A 19,529-nucleotide genomic window follows, 5' to 3' on the forward strand; every position below is an offset into this window, starting at 1 on the left:
TCCGGTTCGAGGCATGGGAGGGGTAGGGAGTTGGCGCGAGGCGGTCACGCCGACCGTGGGGAGGGTGGTGCGGCTACTCGGTCACCGGGCGGGCGGTGGGCACGCCGGCCGGGGCGAACGCCTTGGAGGACTCGACGGCGACGACGGGCCGGAAGGCGTCGAGGCGGGGCAGTTCCGGCACCAGGGCGGCCGTGTCGCGGCAGATGGCCGCCGCCTCATCGAGGGACAGGTGCGGCGAGCGGGCACGGGACCAGCCGCCGGAGGAGTCGCCGACGATCGCGACGCCGGGCCGTTCAGCCGGGATGGAGGTGGCGGCGAGCGCCGCTTCCGGGGAGATGTCGGCGAGCGCCATGTTCGCCGAGGACTCGTCATTGACCCGGTGGCAGATGCGGCCGGTGAGCTGGGCGCGGAGCATGGTCGCGCCCTTGCCGAGTTCGGAACCGAAGCGCTGCCCGCACACCTCCAAGTAGATGCCGGCCGCGCGGCCGAGCTGGGCGATCCGGATCAGCTTGGTGACCATGGCGTCACGTCGCTTCTCGTCATCGCGGCTCGCGGCGAGGAAGAGTTCCGCAACCTCGTCGACGACGACCACGACCGGCACCGGCCGCACCGCGTCGGGCAGCCCCCACACGTCCGAAGTGAGCACGGCATCCGGGCCCGCAGCGGACGAGAGACCGATGAGCCGGAACCGTGCCTCCATCTCTTCCAGCAGGACGTCAAGAAGTTCGTTCGCCCGGTCCGGGGTATCGGCGAGGGCGGACAGCCGGGGTGCGAACGGCGCAAGCTCGACACCCCATTTGCAGTCGACCCCGACGAGCACGACCCGTTGCCGCGCCAGGCCGCATACCAGGTTCCGCAGGTATACAGACTTCCCGGACTGCGTCGCGCCGAGGATGAGTTCATGCGGCACGGCACGGAAGTCCCTTACGTGCCAACGTCCGTCATCCCGAAGCGCCAGCGGAAGGGTGAGCGGCCCGCGTTGCTTCCACCGCCGTGCGGGCTGCACGTCGGATAGAACGTCCCAGCCGATCAGTCGCAGTTCGAGCCAGCCCGGCTTGGTCGGGCGGATGTGTACGGCGTGCGCGGCCCAGGCGTGGCGCAGCCGGTCGGCCGAGGCCATGAAGTCCTCAGGGGCCTGCCCGGTCGCCATGCGCAGTCGCATCACGAGCCCGGACCCGGTCGGCCACGGCAGCGACCGACGAGGCGGAACGGGGGTGGCTTCCCGTCCGATCATCCGGGCCGTGGCCCGACGGACGGCCGAGGCCGGGACCGTCAGGCCGCACGCGTCCATCGTGGCCCGGTAGGTCGTGAGCACGCGCAGCGCGACGAACGGATAGCCGACCAGCCACCAGAACGCGACCGGCATCCGACGGCGCAGAACCAGCAACGCGACGATTGCCAGCAGGCACAGGGCGAGCGCCCACACGGTGTCCGTCATGGCGATCAGCCCTGCACCGAGGCGGGGGCGTTGACCATGACGGCGTCCGCCCGGTAGGCGATGCCGTGACGCATGCGTCCGCCGAACTCGCTCTCCCACGGCCGGGCCACGAGGCCGGGCAGGATGACGGGAGCTCCCATCACGAGGCCCTCACCAACGCCCTTCTCGGGGACGGTGACCTTGATCATGTCCGAACCGCCCGCCGCGATGAACACCAGCTCCAGCACCATGAGCCGGTCGTTGGTGATCGGGTCGACGGCGATCTCGCCGGTCTGACGGTCCCTCACCTTCACCTCAGGCAGCTTCGTGACCAGCAGCGTCGCAGCCGAGGAGTCAACGGGGATAACGCGCATTTCGTGAACCTCGCTTGATCGGCGACGCCGTGTCGACGCCGCACCGAACTGGATACCCCCCTAGACAGTAGAGGGAGTGGTCCGCCCTAACTGTCTAGGGGGGTTGACGAAGACGATAGCCCGATGGACCGTCAACTGTCTAGGGGGGTATACGTGCGTGTCTCGATACGCTCGCCCGCGCTACGGCAGCATCAAGTGCAGGGCGGTCGCGTCGTCCCGAGACTTGCCCCGTGGCCAACGCCGCCCCTCGGGATCGTCGGCCTCGACCTCTCGAACGCGGCGGAGAAGCTCACGGGGCCCGGACGCGGTGAGTACGTCCAACGTCTCTTGCCAGGTGGCCAGTTGGAAGCGATCGACGAGGCGCGTTGCGCCGTCGCTCAGCAGCGTCACGGACGTCAGGGACTCCAGCGGCGCCGCCCCGGTGAGCGCGTGTTCAGCCGCGCGCGGTTCGGGTCCGGCGATCCAGAAGCCGCCCGGCTGGTTACGGAGTTCCGTCAAGGCGGTTCGGTACTCGGCCAGGGCCGCGGAGTGTTCCGGTGAGCCGGTGGGCAGCACGTCGACCGGCCCGCGCAGCCGCTTGCCGACGTCGTCCATGCGGCGGTCGGTGACGACGGACGGAGCGCCGTCCCGCTCGGCGAGGAGAAGGGACGAGTCCCCGAGCACCAGGTACTCCAGAGCTCCCGCGTCCATCCGGACGGCGATGACCGTACTCGTCGGGCTGGCCCGAAAGGTCAGATCGCAGGTGTCCTCGTGCAGGGACCGGACGGCGCGGATCGCATCGGTGAGGCACTGGGCGAGCGGCCGGGTGGGGTGCGCCGTGATGGTGCTCAGCAGCAGCCCGCCCAGCGTCGCGGAGAACCAGGCGACGCCATGCGCACACCCGGTCTCCGCTCCGGCCACTCCGGCACCGTCGAGGAGGACGGCCGCCCGCGGTGCGGCAGCGGCGAAGTCCTCGTTTTCCCGGCCCGGTTCGCCAGGCAGTGAGTCGAGGGCGACCCTCACGCCGACGGATCCTCGTCGTGCCGGTAGAGGGGGGTGAGCAGTTCGACCGACTGCGGTTCGCTGGTCTCGGGGTCGTAGTCGACGCCGACCAGCGCGGAGAAGCGATGGTCGCCCACCTGGCCCCACAGCGCGTTCAGGTCGGACGCGAGCAGCTGCACGACGCCGAGGGAGCCTTGCGTATGGATACCGGCGATGGCGAGGAGCGAGCCGTTGCCGTCAGGGCGCGGCAGCCTGCCGACGTATCCCACGTCGTACGAGCGGGCCGGATCACTGTCCTGTCCCGACCGGTAAGCGGTACCGATCCGCCGGTCGACGACGGTCCAGGGCCCCGCTTCCGTGCGCTCCCAGCGCAGTACGGGATCCTGCGCGTAGGTGTCCCACATCTGCTGAGACATGCGAGGGCCGCAGACGACGACCAGGCCGTCACGGTTGAGGTCGACTTCCCCGCTCACCGGGACGTGCTCCGAGGTGACGTCGAGACCGTACGACCGCGCGAGATCTTCGAGACGCTTGCCCGAGCTGACGTCGTCCACGGCGACGACCGTACGGCCGCGCTCGTCGTCCCGCCGCAGCGGAGTCGCGACGATGACCGCTCCTCGCCCGAGGAAGGCACCTTCCGGCGCCGGTCCGGTATGACGGATTTGGTGAATCCGCCCACGGCTCAGCCCGGCCTTCTCGGCGATCTGCGCGTACGAGAGCCCTTGGGCGTGAAGATCCTGAACCACGCGCCGACGGAGCCGGGCGAGCTCGGTCACCTCCTGTTGCGCGTCGGCCAACCTGGTCGTCACCTCGCGCAGGAGCAGGTACGGATCATCGATCGCCGTGATCCGCTGCAACTCGTCCGACATGACCACACCTCCTAGAAGTACCCAGGAGTCTAGGGCCCTAGACGGAACAGGCGGGAGACGCCGCCCGCTACGAACACCGATCACGTAGAACCTCGCCCTGCGCCGAGGCACACCCCGGGGGCTCACCCTCCACTGCCCACGAGGCGACCAAGCTCCACCACCGAGCAGGACGCGGACGGCATCACGCACCCACCCGCGCCAGGTCGGCCCAGATACACCGCCCACCGGCCGGCCGGTCCTGCACGCCCCAGTCCTTCGCGCAGGCCGCAATCAGCATCAGCCCGCGGCCGCCCTCCTCGACGGGACTCCTCACACTGCGCACCTGGGGTTCCTCGTCGCCCCCCTGGTCGATCACCTGGATACGCACCCGGTCGTCACCGAAGCCGACGACCACGAGAAACCATCCGCGGTACCAGCCGCTGCGCGAGTGCCGGACGGCATTGGCCGCGAGTTCGCCGACGATCAGGACGGCGTCGTCGACGAGGTCTGAACCCTCGTCCTCGAGCAGGGACCGGACGAAGTGACGCGCCTCCGCCACCTGCCAGGCCAGGCCCGGGAACAGGCGGCACCAACTTTTGAGCATGGCGAACTCTCCTCTTTGTCTAGGGGGCTAGACGACACAGCGAGCAGAGTATTCCCATGCATGACCCATGAGCCAGGCATCTAGAGGAATTATTCCTCTATCGAGTGGCGGAGTGCTCCAACTCCTGAAACTCCCGCATCACACGGAGCAGCAGTTCCCGCACCTCGACGCCGAAGATCGCGGCCTCTTCGAAGCGGGCGAAGGTGTGCTCATACATCGCGATCTCGGCCGAGTCGTCCACGACTTGCTCACCACGGAAGCCCTCGACGACGACCGCCCGCCGGTCGCACAGCGTAAACCCGTGACGCGGCATGACGGGTACCGCCCGACGCCACGGGATGACTCCGAGACGTACCGTGCTCAGACTCTCGACGGCAAGCAGCCGGTCGAACTGTGCAAGCATCAGCGCCGGGTTCCCCGGCCAGGTCCTCAACACCGCCTCAGTCAGCACGAACACAGACTCCCGCCCCGGCTCGTACAGGAGACTCTGTCGCTCCACCCGGTCGGCGACAGCACGGCCGACCGCCTCAGGAGTCGAGTCCGGCGAACTTTCGAAGACGTGACGGGCGTACTCCGCGCTCTGGAGCATGGCCGGCAGAACGACACACTGGAACGAGCGCACCAACCGAGCGGACCGCACCGCATCATCGAGCGCCGCCCCGACGGACATTGCATCCTCAGGTCCCTCGACCATGTCCGACGCAGCTTCCACGAGGGCCAGGAGGTCACGCACCTCGCGAGTGGTCGCGTCGTCGAGACCGAGGGCACGCGACAAGCGGCCCAAAACGTCGGCGCTCGGGACCATCCGACCGTTCTCCACCTTGGACACAGTCGGCTGCCCGACACCAGCCCGCTGCGCCAACACAGCACCCGTCAACCCGGCCCGCGTACGAAGCTCCCGAAGACGCACCCCAAGCGCTTGCATGCGCTCCCGCCGCTCACTCCCCATAGGCAGGGTTCTACACCACGAGGCAGTCCGAACCAGGCGCGCGAGCCTAGATGATCAAGGTCGCTGCGAGCATGATTCAAACTTTCTCTACTGGTTCAAGGCGGCTCGCTCCGCTCCCCGCGCGCGGCCCGGCCCCCGGCCGGGCCTGCGCTCCTGCCTTCGTCCCGCTCCAGCCCGGCCGGCGCCCGTGCCGCGCTCACAGCAATCAGCCACCTGACGCCAGAGAAGGGCTACGTCGTGGCTGGGACGGCCGACTCCACGGCTTGGCCTACGTTCTGAGGACGGGATGAGCGAGCCATTCGTAGGGTTGGCTCACCCAGGGCGCCGGCTCGGCGACGTAGCCTCCGTCGGACAATTGGATCCCGGTCAGCTCGAACCTCTCCGGGCTGCGGCCCACGTGGTGCTACTCGTCGTCAGGAGTCGTCTGGTCGTTCCACAGACTGCCCGAAGTGCCGGAAGCTTGCGGAGCCATGATGACTCGTCCCAAAGCCGATCACCGCCCGCAACTCTTCACGACCCCAAGACCGACCAACAGTCAGCCCGATGTCCACCTGCCGGCCAGGCAGTCCCAGACAGCAAAGAGGTCGGGGAACAGACCTCATTCCCCGACCCGCACTTCAACCGCCTTTCGCCCACCGTGCCAAGGATCGTTGCACCGCGCCAGAGGACCCCATGGGACTCAGAGCCGGACCATCAGCGGCTCTGGATCACGTGCACCAGCCACGCGAACCCGTCGTGGATCACTTGCGATGCGACACTCACGACCAGGTCTATCCACCAGGTTGCGTTCAGGTGAAGCGCCCCCTTCCTGCCTCGCGGCGGGACTACGGGCGAGAAATCTTCCCGCGTACCAGCAGTGAAGCATGTGGCCTGAGTCACTGATAGATGCGATTCCGTGAGTGAATTATCACGGAACGTGAGTAATGACTCAAATCATTTGCCTACCACGGACGTTGCGGCGCAATCCGATTGATCTGGCTGCTCTAGATAGCGATAGCGGCATGCGCCCTGAGCACCTGGAGCCGCCCGACTGCATCCGTGGAGCCGCGGACATGTTCGGCGGCCACCGTCGGGAGCGCAGCATTAGCCGTCGTGACTTCTAGGTGCCCGACACTGGAGCACCCCTCCGGGAACAGCAGGGAATCGCAGCAACCACCGCAAAAAACGCACGGGTCGGCGTCTCGCCAGGTCAGCGCCCACCCTCATACGCGATCTTCCAAACTGATGCCCCAAGGCCCGGACCGCAGCGCTTGACTCGACCATTGAGACTCCACCAACCTCGCACGAACAGCCGGAACCCGGCACCCCGCTTCACGGAATTCAAAAAGGACCTACTTCGGGGAAGTGGCCTTACCAAGAACGTCCAGGATTCGCGTCGAGGATTCATTTCGCGGGGCCACCAAAGCCAAAACCGCCGCCACAATAAACGTCAGGCGGATACTGTCGGCCACCTTACCTTGGTCCGAGATCGGGGGGACCAATGGAAGAACGATAGCCGCCGCAATCAATAGGAGAACAGGAACAATATGGCGAATCAGTTGCCTGACGTGATCCTTGAGTACCACCTCTGGAGCATTCTCCAACAGCTTGTTCCGATCATTCACAAGAAGAGCACTGACCCCATTAGCGAGGGATACCGAAACTCTATCAAAATCGCTAGGGCCTGAGGCGCAGGCGATCAACTTTTTATGCCGCCTCACAACATGTGCAACTTTCAAAGCCTCGACGGCGGTTTGTGAAAATACATCAGCATGCCACCGGCCAATGCGAGATCTAATGGCTAGCGTGTCCTGACACGCCCCTGCCAGGTCTTCCAGAGCTGCAACGATCCGCCGCGAAACCCCACTCGATTGCCACTCCAGTCGGCTGCGTGACACTAGGGCTGCGGTCTCCAGCATCACGAGAGCTGTTCGGTTGTAGACCGAACCAGGCAGCACTCGCCTCCTAGCGAATTTATACATCCACAACTCAAAGAAAAATACGGCTGCGAAGAACGAAATTGGAACGATGGCCGCCCCGACAGTGTAGGCTACCCAAGACTCGCTAACCACCGAATAGGTTGCACTGAACGAAGGGTAGACGGCGAAAGAAATAAAGAGGAACCGCCTTAGGAATCTATTTTTTCTACCCCTCCCCTTCATCACCCTCAAGCTAAGGGCAAAAATAAAAAAGAGGATAATTCCGATCAATAGACCGACGAATACTTCGGCAGCCTGCGTTGATTCACTCCAAAGATTAAGGAATGCGGATGTTGCAGCAGCAAGCCCGAACATCAACGCAAATAAGGTCAACTGAATTACTGGCATCCACAAAGCCGTACGGTACCGGCTTCGCGCACGGGATTGAATAACAGAACGTCTCACTCTCTCACGCAAGAGTAGACGTTGCGCGTCATCGATTCCAGACAGATCGTCTACCCACGATAGTCCCTCTTGGACCGTCTTACGAAAAGCTGAACGCGCATCGCGTCGCAACGGTTCCAAAAGGTTAAACATTGATTCCTTCCAAGGTCATAGCCCGATTTCCGTGGAGGACCGGAGCTCTACGAAGAAGCCACTGAGAGCGTTATCCTAGGCCGTCGTGGGCTCAACAGGCACACATCACTGAACCGCCCGCCAGACAGACCCGACCGATGACCCTACGACACAAGCCGATAGCGTGGCTGCGGCCGGTGAGGGTACAGCGAGGCACACGCGCGCCTGGTCGGCCGGCGCACCCGCCGTCGTGGCTGGCTTTCGTCAGCTGAGGTTCGTGCCACTGCCGTGCCAGATGCAGGGGTCAGGCACGGTCAACGAGGTGGGCCAGCAGTCAAGTTGCTGGCCATCTCCCCGGGCGTCAGAGCCGCAGGCCACCGGCACGACAGCCCCGCCTCTCTCCTAAAGCGGTGCTCAGTCGGTCGTGGCTGTCTGTGGACTCGTACCGCCCGATGTGCCACGCGCAGGGCGGTAACCTGCTGCGTTGTCCAGGACCCAAGCGGCTTCCGAAGCCGTGTGCACAGGATCGAACTGCCGGGGGCTGGTCAACAGCTAGGAGCAAGCTCTGACCACGGTGGATGCCGACAGACAGAAGGGGGCGGGAGTCGGTCTCACTTGGCTCCCGCCCCCTTCTCGCTGCACCTAACGGTTCGTGTGGGCCGAGCGTGTGAGCCACACGCGAACGGTGGCCTCCTACGTCGCGCACCGAGGAAAGGCCGCCACCCATATTCGGAGGCATCCACAGCCCTGGGGTTGCCAGAATGGTCGCCATGGTACGACGGCAGACCCCTGCATACGCCTGGCCCGGTCACCTAGTTCGACGTCAGACGAGACAGCGCCTCGTCTACCTGGACCTCAACCATTGGATCAGCCTGGCCAAGGCCGCTACGGGACACCGATCCGGAGGGCCCTACCAGCCGGCGCTCACTGCGGTGCAAGATGCTGCCCGTTCCGGGCTGTATCTCTTCCCCTTGTCTCTGACTCACTACATGGAAATGGCAGGGATCCAGGATCCACGCCAGCGAGCCGACATCGCCGATGTGATGGAAGAGGTCTCGGGCTTCACCACCTTGCTCTCCCGGACGCACATCATGCGGCTGGAGGTCGAGGCAGCACTAGACCGTGCACTCGACACCGATTCACCGCATCTTGCAGATATCGAATTGCTAGGACACGGCATCGGTCATGCCATGGGTATTCGGGGCGGCTTGTCCATCCGTTCACCTTCCGGTGATGTCACCGACGAGACTCGCGCCGCCTGGCCAGATGGGCCAGCCGCTTTTGATCTGATGCTCGCGAATGCCCGTGAACAGCTTGAGCGCTCCATGCTGCGAGGGCCCACTGACGCCGAGGTGCCAGACCTGAAGGCAAACGGGTGGGACCCGGCATCCGCTAAGAGAAGCGCGGAAAACCGAGCGGAATCGGAGCGCCAGCTAGCTGAACGCCTCGACAATGATCCGCAGTATTGGAACCGCCTGCGCGACGTAGTACAGGCCCGGTACATGTCTCTCGAAGTCATCGACATGCTCACTCAGGCACTCCTTGACCGAGGCAGAACGCTTGCCGAAGTAGTCACGGGCAGAGAGTCAATCAGGGCCTTCGCGGACTGCATGCCTAGCGCCGGCATCCATGCGACCCTCACGGAAGCGGCACATCGTAACCGGGAGAAGTCATGGGAGCCGAACGACATCTTCGATATTGATGCGCTAAGCATCGCAGTGCCTTACTGCGACATTGTCGTAACCGAACGCTACGCGTCCCATGTCCTGCACGCTGCCCACCTGCCGCGATGGATGAAAACCGAAGTGGTACCCAGACTCAAGGACCTAACAGAATCGCTGGATCGCCAGTGAAGCGCGTCTACCGTCGCATGCGCGGAGAGGCCCCATCCCGTTCGCCGTCGCGCCAGGAAGAGTCGAACGGCTTGGGGCGAGATTTTAATCGGGCTCCGACTCGCGGGCCCGTGCGAGTGAAGGTCGACCGGTGGGGGCTGACGAGCTTGTCGGTTCCCAGAAGGTTGCGGGCAACATGGTGTTCCTATATGTGATGGCTGAGTTCGCTTGCTCCTGCGTCAGGTGCCTAGCGCTCGACAGATCAGCATCCTCCAGGTCTGCCTCAGTGAGCGCGGCCTCACTCAGGTCGGACTCCGTTAGGATCGCCCCACGCAGCTTGGCATTCGTGAGCGTTGCCCTGCGCAAGTTAACTCTCGTAAGTTTCGCTTTGACCAGGCTGGCGCCGTTGAGTGTCGCGCCGCGTAGCGAGGTCTCCGTCAAGGTTGCCTTAGCCAGGATGGCGTCCGTGAGTGTGGCCTGATACAGGTCGGCATTCGTCAGCGTGGCTTTGAACATGCTCGCCCCCGTAAGCGTTGCCGAGGACAAGTCCGTTTCCGTGAGCGTCGCCTGGCGAAGGTTGGCGTCTGAGAGTATGGCGCGTTCCAGGGCGACGTTCGTGAGATTGGCCCAGCGGAGGTTGGACCCCGTGAGTGTGGACCTTGATAGGTCGGCTCCCTCTAGCGTCGCCTCACGAAGGTCGACCTTTACGAGGGTAGCCGCCTGCAACTTGGCTCCGGTGAGCGTTGCCCGATACAGGCTAGCTTTCGAGAGGGTGGCCCCGCAGAGGTTGGCATTCGTGAGGGTTGCCTCCGCCAAGTAGGCGTCCGTGAGCGTCACTCCCCGCAGATCGGCACCTGTTAGATCAGCATGATTGAGTTCGGTACCGACGAGATGAAGGCCGTGCAGGTCAAGCCTCTCACGAGGATCGACGTGAGTACGTGATTCGGGGCGGGTGAGCGCCGTGAGTGCGGCTTGTACGTCCGGGGAGGGCTCATCAGGCCACTTCTCACGGTCCGACTCAACATCGGGGGTCGACTCTCCGGGCACTGGGATTACCCGAGCCTTGGGCGCGCGTTCGCGAATGAAGTGGTTAAGGACACGTGCGGCGTCAGTGGCAGCCTGTTCCGGCGCATCCTGCACGATCTGTTCCAGGGCAAGGATGCCCCCGATGCGGACATAAACCTCCGCCGAACCGAGTCGCTCAAGTGCTTTGGTGAAACGGTCGGTTATCTGTCCACGGCGCGTAAGTCGATAGGTGCGGGCAGTGTAGAGGAGGGCGATACCGGCGCCGAGCGCAGCGATGAGGGCCACCATGGCTGTGCGCAGACCTGTGACCAGAGCCGCTGATCCCTTGGCCAGCTCCCCTGTATCGATGTACTTGTCGTCAACGAGGTAAGGCCCCCGCCAGAGCATCCAAGGCACCCCTACCAACAAGAACAGCGCGCCAGCTGCGATCAGTGCGCCTACGCCCCACTTTCGACCAGCTCGCCGAAGCCGGGCCCCGTCTCGCCGCCGATCCAGCGCTGTCCTCGCACGCTTGGCTTGCCTGCGCTCGCCGCGCAGCGTTTGGATGACGTTCCAGGAACGCGGTCTCCTCATGCTCTGTACATGCTGCTGCGGCAGTGATTGGTTGCAGTCGTTCCGTCGTGAACAGGAGTCGGGTCGGTACGACGATGTACCGGGCCCGCTCCTGAGTAGGGGTAGGCATCGGGTGTCTCCAGCCAGTGAGTGTCTAACTGCATGACAACGGCGACAAACGATGGCGGACGAGCACGAACGTCGGCGGACCGTCAGCGCAGGTGAGAGCCGCACCAGCCCAAGGGAGCGCTCCGATCCAAGTTGCTTCGGGACGAAGAGGTCCTCATCCAAAGGTCTCACCGCCACGCTTCCGCCGGCGCGGCTTGCTCTGGTCGACGGCATGGCAGCGTGGCTGAGGCCGGTGGGGGTGCAGCGAGGCACACGCGTGCGTGCTTGGTCGGCGCGCCCGCCGTCGTGGCTGACTGTCGTCGGCTGAGGCTCAGGCACTCCGGGGCCCCAGCTCCGTCAAGGGACCTTCGAGGCGAAGAGACCGTGCCATTCGCGTGCCAGATCCTGCGGGAATCACGGGGAACAGCGGGAACTTGCCCCGGGTGGGACCAGGGCTCCAACATCGCTCCGCCACCAGTTCAGCGCAGCAACCGCCGCCAAGAAACCCAAGCTTCCCAAGCTCAGAGCGCCGCTCCGGACTGCCTACCTTCGCAAAGCACCACAGAAGCCCCCACTCATCGCAGTACCGTTCTCACTCTGGACAGCGCCGCCATTGAGTGGCGCGCACCGCCTCGTAGCGCCGGCATGCGGAGGGGTAGCACATGTGGAGCCTCAGGAAGATACGAAGCGAGTTCACCTTTCAGGGCCTCCTCCTGATCCCGCTGGCGTTTCTCGCTAGCGCTGCGCTTGCCGGGCTGATCATGCTTATTGAGGGTCCCGAGGATCCGCCCGTCAGTTCTGGAACACCATCGGCCACATACAAGCCAGTGCACTGGACGTATCAGGGCTACGAGTGCGCGGACGGTTGGCCGTCTGACTCCATCGGCCGCCAAGGAGCCTGCAGCCATCACGGAGGCGTTGTATCCGTGTTTGAAGGAGACGACGGAACAGTCCTCAGGTGCGGAGACGACGAGCACGCACCTCATCCAGACGAACAACAGCAGCAGGTAGAAGACTACGGGCGCGTCGTCTGCGTGTTCAGGTGACATCGGGTTCTAAACGCGGGATCACGGCCGCACCACTGGCGCACCAGATCGAGCGGGGAACAGCGGGGAACAACGGCGAAGCCACCGAGACCGACGAGGCAGCGCCCACAACGTTCACCCAGGTCAGCGCCCGAACCGGCCCCAAATGCCCGCAGCTTCCCAAGCTGAGAGCGCGAGTTCGATTCTCGTCACCCGCTCCATGATGAAACCCCAGGTCGGTGACCTGGGGTTTGTTTGTTGTCCGGGCCGCCGCGGTGCTAGTCGTTCCTCGTGAAGGTGCCGAGGCCGGTTGTGTCGAGGTTCTCGACCCGGACCTTGTCGGCGCGTCCGCCGGATCCGACGGTGAAGGTCACGCCGGACAGGCCCACGGCGTTTTCGCCGGTGGTGCGGTAGCTGAAGGTGTCACCGGCGTAGTGGCGCAAGGGGAACCGTTGCTTCTTGGGGCCGAGTTGCATGGTGAGTTGGTCCCCCTGGGCGCTGACGGTCATCGGGCCGTAGAACTCGTTGGCGTACGTTCCGGTGTAGGCGCTGTTCGCCTTGGCGGGTGCGGGCGAGGCCGGAGGCTTGTCGTAGTCGACGGGCGAGTGTTCCCCCGCCAGACTCTGCTTGATGATCGGCCCGAAGAACGCGAGCCAGTCGACGGTGGGCCCGCCCGTCTGCGCGGTGTCGAGGAAAGTGGCGGTGATCGACTCGGGCACGCCGACGGGCTGGCCGTTGGTCAGGACGACGATGCCGAGCTTCTCCGACGGCAGCAACGCGACGTTGGTGGCCGCCCCCAGCGCGAAGCCGCCGGAGTGGCCGAGCTTCAGCCTGCCCTGGTCGTCGTAGCTCACGTTCCAGCCGAGCCCGTAGAACCCGGAGCGGCCCACAGGCGAGTGCGGCGGCTCGGAGAGCATGTGCGGCAGGTGGGTCTCCTCCAGCGCGTCGGCGTCGACGACTTGCCGGCCCTCGAATGTGCCGTTGCCCAGTTGCAGGCGCAGCCACTTCGTCATGTCCCGGACCGTGGAGCTGGCCCCGCCCGCCGGGCTCTGGGCGTCCGCGTCACGCACGTACTCGGCGCGCCAGGTGTCCCCGGTCTGCACATGCAAGGCGGCCTTGTTCTCCGCCTTCTCGTAGTCGGCGAAGGAGGAGCTGGTGGAGTCCATGCCCAACGGCCGGTACAGCTTGTCGGCGGACAGCTTCTCCCAGCTGGTTCCCGCTGCTCGCGCTGCGGCGACACCGGCTTCGGTCAGCCCGAAGTTGGTGTACGCGTAGTGGGCACGGAAGGGGGCCAACGGTTCGTAGCGGAGGTGGTCCAGGATGTACGAGCGGTCGTAGCCGAGGTCTTCCAGGATGTCTCCGGCGTGGTCGGGCAGTCCGCTGCGATGCGAGAACAGGTCGGCCAGCGTGACATGGCGGGTGACCCATGGGTCCTTCAGGGCGAAACCGGGGCTGTGGTCGACGACCGGGTCGTCCCAACCGACGGTCTTCTCGCCCACGGCCGCGGCGACCACGGTGGACGCGACAGGCTTGGAGACCGAGGCGAGCTGGAAGACGGTGTCCGCTCCCACCGCGCCCTTCGTGCCTGCCTTCCGCACGCCGAACCCCTTCAGGTACACCACCTCGTCGTCGTGCACCACACCCACCGCGACTCCGGGCACGCCGGTGCGGCGCATGGCGTCCCGCACCACGTCGTCCAGCCGGCTCACCGCCTTCTCGACGTCGGCCCGGGTGAGCTGTGCCGGTGGCTGGGCAGGCGGGACGGTGGGCAGCGGCGACGTCGCGGCGGCCGCACGGCCGGCGGCGGTGGTGGTCGCGGCGGTGTCGCCACCGGACCCGGTACAGCCGACGGCCAGCGCCGCCACCAGGCCCAGTCCCGCCGCGGAGCGAAGGGAGCGGGGGCATGGACTGTCGAGTCGGAACATGTTCTCCATGGAAGTCCCTGCCCCGGCACCTGTCGCGCCCTGGCGAGCCGTTCGGGGCATCCGGCGTACGCCGTCACGCTCACCCGACCGGCGCGCCTCGGTCGGCGCAGGCAAGCCGGGACCTTGTGGACTGGTGAGGAAAGTGTCGTCGGCTCGAGCCCGACCCGGCAGACATTCCCGAGCCTTTGCGGCAGGTGGGCCCCAGTCCTCCCATGGTCGGGTCGCAGGGCTTTGCTCGCGTCGGTTTCGCGCCGCGCCGAACTCTGCCGTGCGACCGTCGCCGCGCGCCACGGCGACCGGCTCGTCATCGACACCAGGCTGCAACCCGGGCTCACCGTCGAGGGCAACCGCGGCCGGCTCGTCCGGCTCCTCACCAACGTCCTCACCAACGTCCTCGACAACGCCCAACGGCATGCCGATCGCCGCGTCGAGCTGGTCCTGCGCGGCGACCCGGACGCCGGCCTGGCCGTACTGGAGGTGACCGACGACGGACCCGGCATTCCCGATGACGACCGTGAGCGGATCTTCGAACGCTTCACCCGCCTGGACGACGCCCGCAGCCGCGACCTCGGCGGCGCCGGTCTCGGGCCGGCCATCGCCCGCGACATCGCGCAGCACCACGACGGCACGCTCCGCGCCGAACCCCACCCGCACGGCGCCCACCTCGTCGCCCGCCTCCCGCTGTCGCCGTCCGGATCCTGAAACCGGCAGCTCGCAGGCACGCGCGACCGACGGGATCCCGCGTGCAGGGTGTGCGGTGCCTAGGTCGGTGGGGGAGGGGTGGAACGCAGCCAGGTGTGGACGAGGCAGCCCGCCGCCGCGCCGACGACGTACCAGATCAGGTCGGGTGGATTGAAGGTGGAACCGAGCAGGAGGCGGGCGAAGGAGCTGCGTTCGGAGAGTTCGGCCGGCACGGGGCTGAGCTGGAGGAACTCGACGGCCCAACTGGCGGCCAGCGCAAGGGCGGCGGCGGTCGGAGGCGTCACCCGGGGCGCCGCCAGGACGACGAGCGTGAGAAGCATGACGGTGTACAGCGCGTCTCCGCCGTACTTGGCGACGTCCCCCACCGCCACGGCTCTGAGCCCCAGCGCCGTGGCCACGGTCGACGCCGCGGCCACGGCCGCCGCCAGGCGGGTTCTCCTCAGGGTTCTCCCCGGGTCGGCGGCGCCGCCGTAAGGGCGGAAGGTACGGGTCACCAGGTCATGGTGCCGGACGGCCGGTGCACCGAGTCCGGTCATGATCCGGTCGGCGTGACCGTCGCCCGAGGTAGGCAAGGGAAGTTGCGTGGGACGCAACGTATCTGACGGTCTTTCGACATGAGAGTGCCTCGAAGGGGCATTCGGAGAGGCAAGTCGAAAGTGAGGAGCGCGTGGCCCGTTCGGTCCGTGCAACCGACAACCGGGAGTAAACGATGACGAGTTATGGCAGCTCCACCGCGTCCTCCGGATCTCGCACCAACGGTCTGGCGATCGCGAGTCTCTGCTGCGGCATCGTCGGACTGTTCATCCTGAACATCGTCCTGGGGCCGCTGGCCATCATCTTCGGTGCCGTCGCCCGACGCCAGGCAACGGCCGCGAACGGCGCCGGCATGGCGAAGGCGGGCATCATCCTCGGCATCGTCGACGTGGTGCTCTGGCTCGTCCTCCTGACCGTCGCCGCCAGCAACGGCGGCTTCAGCTGGTACGTGGGCGGCTAGGTCGTGTCCTAGGGCTGTCGTTCGGATCATGTGGGCAGCCGGTCGCGGGCGGCCGGCCGCCGTGGACGCGCAGCGGGCGCCGGGTCGAGGGGGACAGCCTCGGCCCGGCGCCGCCGTGTTGTCGGAGGGCGGACCGGGCCTCCTCATCCTGTTCGGGACGCGGGGGACGCAGGGAACGCGGAGACTCAAGAAAAGTCCGATATTTCCCTGTTTCAGGCATATGCGGCGTTCAGCCGGATACCCGAACGACATGGTACGAACACTCAAGCCGCACAGGCGGCACGGCGAGCGCACGGCCGACCGAGAGGGCGAGACCGGGCAGGATCCGGCCGCCGTCGGTCCGGACGAGCAGGTGGAGCGGCAGGCCCCTGACAAGCCCACGGACCTGCCCAAACGCTCCTGGGGGGTGGTGCTGAAAGGCACCCTGAAGGAGTTCAAGAAGGACGAGCTGACCGACCGGGCGGCGGCCCTGACCTATTACTCGATCCTGGCACTGTTCCCCGCGCTGCTCGCGCTGGTGTCGCTGCTGGGGATCGTCGGACGGTCGGCCACCCAGACGGTCCTGGACAACATCCAGAAGCTCGCGCCGGGCGCGGCTCAGGACGTGCTGCGCAGCGCGGTGCAGCAGATGCAGGGCAAGGGTGGGGTCGGGTCGCTCATGGCGATCGTGGGCCTGGTGCTGGCGGTGTGGTCGGCGTCCGGCTACGTCGCCGCGTTCATCCGCAGCGCCAACGCGGTCTACGACATCCCCGAAGGCCGCCCGGTGTGGAAGGTGCTGCCGGTACGGGTCGGTGTGACCGTGGTGCTGATGGTCATGGCGGTGATCAGCGCGCTGATCGTGGTGTTCACCGGCAGTCTGGCCCGCCAGGTCGGCACCACCCTCGGGGTCGGCGACACGGCGCTGACCGTGTGGTCGATCGCCAAGTGGCCGGTGCTGGTCATCCTGGTCACGGTGATGATCGCGGTCCTGTACTGGGCCACCCCGAACGCGCGCGTGCGCGGCTTCCGCTGGATCACGCCGGGGAGTTTCCTGGCCCTGCTGATCTGGATGGCCGCCTCGGCCGGGTTCGCGCTGTACGTGGCCAACTTCGGCTCGTACAACAAGACCTACGGCACGCTGGCCGGCGTGATCATCTTCCTGGTGTGGTTGTGGATCACCAATCTGGCCATCCTGCTCGGCCTGGAGTTCGACGCGGAGCTGGTCCGCCAGCGCGCTGTCGCCGGTGGCCATCCGGCCGACGAGGAGCCGTACGTCCAGCCGCGCGACACCCGCAAGTGGGACGAGGAGGACCGCCGCCGCCTCGGGTCCTGACCGGTCCGGCGGCGGCCGGCACGGCCGGCACGCGCGGTCAGGACGACGCCGTCCGCTGCTGGAGCGGTTCGAGGGACAGATGCGGGGACAGGGCGCGGAGGAAGTCGAGCGCGTCGAAGATCTCGCCCGCGGAGGCGACACCGACCGTGCGGGTCCGGCCGGTGAGGATGCGGTGGACCGCCTCCACCGCGAGCGGCGCGCTGACGGCGTAGATGTCACGGCCGCTCACCACGGCACGCCGCTCGGCGCCGCCGGCGCGCACGACGGCGTCGACCACGAACGTCTGGTCGGACCGTCCGTTCCCGTCGGCCGCCGTCGGCGCCGGGGTGTCCGAGGCCGCGAGGTCCGTGGCCGCCTCGGTCGTCATGTGGGTGCGCACGGCGGCGACGGAGAGGTGGCTGGGGATGGTGACCACGTCGGCCATCGTGAACTCCCCTACGACCTCCCTGGTGCCCAGCGGCTCGGGAAAGGCCCACTTCAGGAGCGTCGGCGGGTCGTCGTGGTACTCCAGCCGCCCGCCCGTGTAGCGGACGCGCCGGCCCTCGCGCCGCTCCCGGGAGACCGCACCGGCGGTACGCGTCCCGGGCGTCGGGTGCCAGCCGCTCAGCCCGTAGGCGACGGTCGCCTCGTCGGCCGCCGTCCAGTCGCCCATCGCGGCGGTGGCCAGCAGGTCGCCGAGACCGCCGTAGAAGGCCATCGCGGGGACGATCACCGCTCCCGCCGCGCGGGCCCGGTCCGCGAAGTGCGCGAACGTGTCGAGGTTGGCCTCGATCTCGGCCGCCACGTCGACGTACGGGATCCCGGCGCGCAGGGCCGCCTCGATCACCGGAGCGGCGGTCGTGGCGAAGGGCCCGGCGCAGTTGATCACGGCCTCCGCGCCGGCCAGGGCACGGTCGAGCGACGCGGGGTCGTCGACCGACGCCGGACGGACGTCGGGAGCGACCGGGTAGGCGGACGAGGAGGCCATCGCCCGCAGTTTCCCGGCGTCGCGGCCGGAGAGGACCGGGACGAATCCCCGGCTCCGCAGCTGTGCCAGCACGAAGCGCCCGGTGTGGCCGTACGCGCCGTAGACCGTCACTTTCCGCCCCGCGCCCGATGCCGTTCCCATGGTTCTCCCCCGCCCTCGAATGATCCGCGTGATCGTGTGGTCCGTGTGATCGCCCGACCCGCGTGATCGTGTGTTCCGTCGAGAACATCCTGGCGAGGGCGGGTGTCCGCGCGTGAGTGTCCGGAACGACATGCCCCGTACAATTTCGGACATGACCACCGTCGCGCTGGCCGTCACCGAGGGCATGCTGCACTTCGAACTGTCCATGGCCTATGAGGTGTTCGGCGCCGCGCCGGCCGGCGTGACCGTCCCCTGGTACGACGTCGAGGTCTGCGGCTCGGACGCCGTGCGGGTCGGCCGGTTCCGGCTGGATCCCGACCACGGGCTCGCCCGCCTCGGCCGTCTCGGGGGCGGCGACACGGTGATCGTCCCCGGCTGGGCGGACGTCGACGAGGAGCCGCCCGCCGCACTCGTGGGCGCGGTGCGCGCGGCCCACGAGGCGGGTGCGCGCGTGGCCTCCCTGTGCACGGGCGCGTTCGTGCTGGCCGCCGCCGGACTGCTGGACGGCAGGCGCGCGACCACGCACTGGGCGCACACCGAGGTGCTGGCCGCCCGCCATCCGCGGCTCGAGGTCGATCCGGACGTGCTCTACGTGGACAACGGCAGTGTGCTCACCTCCGCGGGCAAGGCCGCCGCGATGGACCTGTGTCTGCATCTCGTCCGTCTCGACCACGGCTCGTCCGTGGCCAACGCCGTCGCCCGCCGCCTGGTCGTGCCGCCGCACCGGGCGGGCGGTCAGGCCCAGTTCGTCGCCGCCCCGGTGCCCGCCCGGGACGACCACCCGCTCGCCTCGCTGCTGCCCTGGGCGATCGAACGCCTCGACCGGCCCCTGACCGTGGAGGACCTGGCCCGCCGGGCGGGGACGAGCTCGCGCACCCTGGGCCGCCACTTCAGGACGGTGACCGGCACCACCCCGCTGCAATGGCTGCTGACCCAACGCATCCGTCGCGCCCAGGAGCTGCTGGAGACCACCGACGACGTGCTCGACGTCATCGCGACGGCCACCGGCATGGGCACCGCCACGACACTGCGCCGGCATTTCAACCGCACGGTCGGCGTGCCGCCGGACACCTACCGCCGCACCTTCCGCTCACGACCCGGCACCGACCCGGCGCGGGCCACACGGATGCCGGCCGCACGGGGTCACGCCACAGGGGTCCCGCCCGCCGACGGGCGATCGTGACGGCCGTTTCCCTCCCCGCTCCCCGGCGCCGCCCGCGTCCTCGTTAGGCCCCGGGGGCACCGGGTACTCGGCGGTGCGTTCCCGCTACCGCGATCACCCGCTTCACCTGGGAGAG

The 19,529-nt window shown here is 67.1% G+C and carries 16 protein-coding genes; 5 read left to right on the plus strand and 11 right to left on the minus strand.

Annotated elements, in window-relative coordinates; translation table 11 throughout:
- Positions 1-73: 73 nt before the first annotated feature.
- The 7 genes from OG440_RS17390 to OG440_RS17420 form a co-directional block, all read right to left on the minus strand.
- A complete protein-coding gene (locus tag OG440_RS17390) occupies positions 74-1,438 on the minus strand; it encodes an FtsK/SpoIIIE domain-containing protein (RefSeq protein ID WP_406007737.1) in 1,365 nt (454 codons plus the stop codon).
- 5 nt (positions 1,439-1,443) lie between these two features.
- A complete protein-coding gene (locus OG440_RS17395; protein ID WP_406007738.1) occupies positions 1,444-1,791 on the minus strand; it encodes a hypothetical protein in 348 nt (115 codons plus the stop codon).
- 180 nt (positions 1,792-1,971) lie between these two features.
- Positions 1,972-2,793, minus strand: coding sequence for an integrase (locus OG440_RS17400; protein ID WP_406007739.1), 822 nt, complete (start codon positions 2,791-2,793; stop codon positions 1,972-1,974).
- Positions 2,790-3,641: a sigma factor-like helix-turn-helix DNA-binding protein gene (locus tag OG440_RS17405; RefSeq protein ID WP_406007740.1), complete on the minus strand. Its 852-nt coding sequence runs from the start codon at positions 3,639-3,641 to the stop codon at positions 2,790-2,792. Before OG440_RS17405 ends, OG440_RS17400 begins: the two co-directional genes overlap by 4 nt.
- A gap of 181 nt (positions 3,642-3,822) precedes the next feature.
- Positions 3,823-4,224 (minus strand): ATP-binding protein, encoded by a 402-nt coding sequence (locus OG440_RS17410; RefSeq protein WP_406007741.1) that lies wholly within the window; start codon positions 4,222-4,224, stop codon positions 3,823-3,825.
- A gap of 97 nt (positions 4,225-4,321) precedes the next feature.
- Complete coding sequence (locus OG440_RS17415; protein WP_406007742.1) at positions 4,322-5,173, minus strand: helix-turn-helix domain-containing protein; 852 nt, start codon at positions 5,171-5,173, stop codon at positions 4,322-4,324.
- Between the two features lie 1,331 nt (positions 5,174-6,504).
- A complete protein-coding gene (locus tag OG440_RS17420; protein WP_406007743.1) occupies positions 6,505-7,479 on the minus strand; it encodes a hypothetical protein in 975 nt (324 codons plus the stop codon).
- 1,139 nt (positions 7,480-8,618) lie between these two features.
- Here OG440_RS17420 and OG440_RS17425 point away from each other — a divergent pair.
- Entirely contained in the window at positions 8,619-9,500 is an 882-nt protein-coding gene (locus OG440_RS17425; RefSeq protein ID WP_406007744.1) for a hypothetical protein, read from the plus strand.
- Positions 9,501-9,584: 84 nt separating this feature from the next.
- Here OG440_RS17425 and OG440_RS17430 read toward each other — a convergent pair whose 3' ends face one another.
- Both OG440_RS17430 and OG440_RS17435 read right to left on the minus strand, forming a co-directional pair.
- Positions 9,585-10,892 (minus strand): pentapeptide repeat-containing protein, encoded by a 1,308-nt coding sequence (locus tag OG440_RS17430; protein ID WP_406007745.1) that lies wholly within the window; start codon positions 10,890-10,892, stop codon positions 9,585-9,587.
- Positions 10,893-12,468: 1,576 nt separating this feature from the next.
- Complete coding sequence (locus tag OG440_RS17435) at positions 12,469-14,115, minus strand: serine hydrolase (RefSeq protein ID WP_406007746.1); 1,647 nt, start codon at positions 14,113-14,115, stop codon at positions 12,469-12,471.
- Positions 14,116-14,346: 231 nt separating this feature from the next.
- Here OG440_RS17435 and OG440_RS17440 point away from each other — a divergent pair, with 231 nt between their 5' ends.
- Entirely contained in the window at positions 14,347-14,817 is a 471-nt protein-coding gene (locus tag OG440_RS17440; protein ID WP_406007747.1) for an ATP-binding protein, read from the plus strand.
- Positions 14,818-14,876: 59 nt separating this feature from the next.
- Here OG440_RS17440 and OG440_RS17445 read toward each other — a convergent pair whose 3' ends face one another.
- The gene (locus OG440_RS17445; protein WP_406007748.1) at positions 14,877-15,311 is read right to left on the minus strand and encodes a DUF2809 domain-containing protein; all 435 of its coding nucleotides are present in this window, start codon (positions 15,309-15,311) and stop codon (positions 14,877-14,879) included.
- 215 nt (positions 15,312-15,526) lie between these two features.
- On the opposite strand from OG440_RS17445, the gene OG440_RS17450 reads away from it, so the two are divergent.
- On the plus strand, positions 15,527-15,811 hold the full coding sequence (locus tag OG440_RS17450; protein ID WP_406007749.1) for a DUF4190 domain-containing protein: 285 nt from the start codon (positions 15,527-15,529) through the stop codon (positions 15,809-15,811).
- 250 nt (positions 15,812-16,061) lie between these two features.
- Positions 16,062-17,123, plus strand: coding sequence for a YihY/virulence factor BrkB family protein (locus OG440_RS17455; RefSeq protein ID WP_406007750.1), 1,062 nt, complete (start codon positions 16,062-16,064; stop codon positions 17,121-17,123).
- Between the two features lie 37 nt (positions 17,124-17,160).
- Here OG440_RS17455 and OG440_RS17460 read toward each other — a convergent pair whose 3' ends face one another.
- On the minus strand, positions 17,161-18,231 hold the full coding sequence (locus OG440_RS17460; RefSeq protein WP_406007751.1) for a saccharopine dehydrogenase family protein: 1,071 nt from the start codon (positions 18,229-18,231) through the stop codon (positions 17,161-17,163).
- Between the two features lie 151 nt (positions 18,232-18,382).
- On the opposite strand from OG440_RS17460, the gene OG440_RS17465 reads away from it, so the two are divergent.
- Complete coding sequence (locus tag OG440_RS17465; protein ID WP_406007752.1) at positions 18,383-19,414, plus strand: helix-turn-helix domain-containing protein; 1,032 nt, start codon at positions 18,383-18,385, stop codon at positions 19,412-19,414.
- The last annotated feature ends 115 nt before the right edge of the window (positions 19,415-19,529 follow it).

Source organism: Streptomyces sp. NBC_00637, assembly GCF_045161545.1.
Lineage (GTDB): Bacteria > Actinomycetota > Actinomycetes > Streptomycetales > Streptomycetaceae > Streptomyces.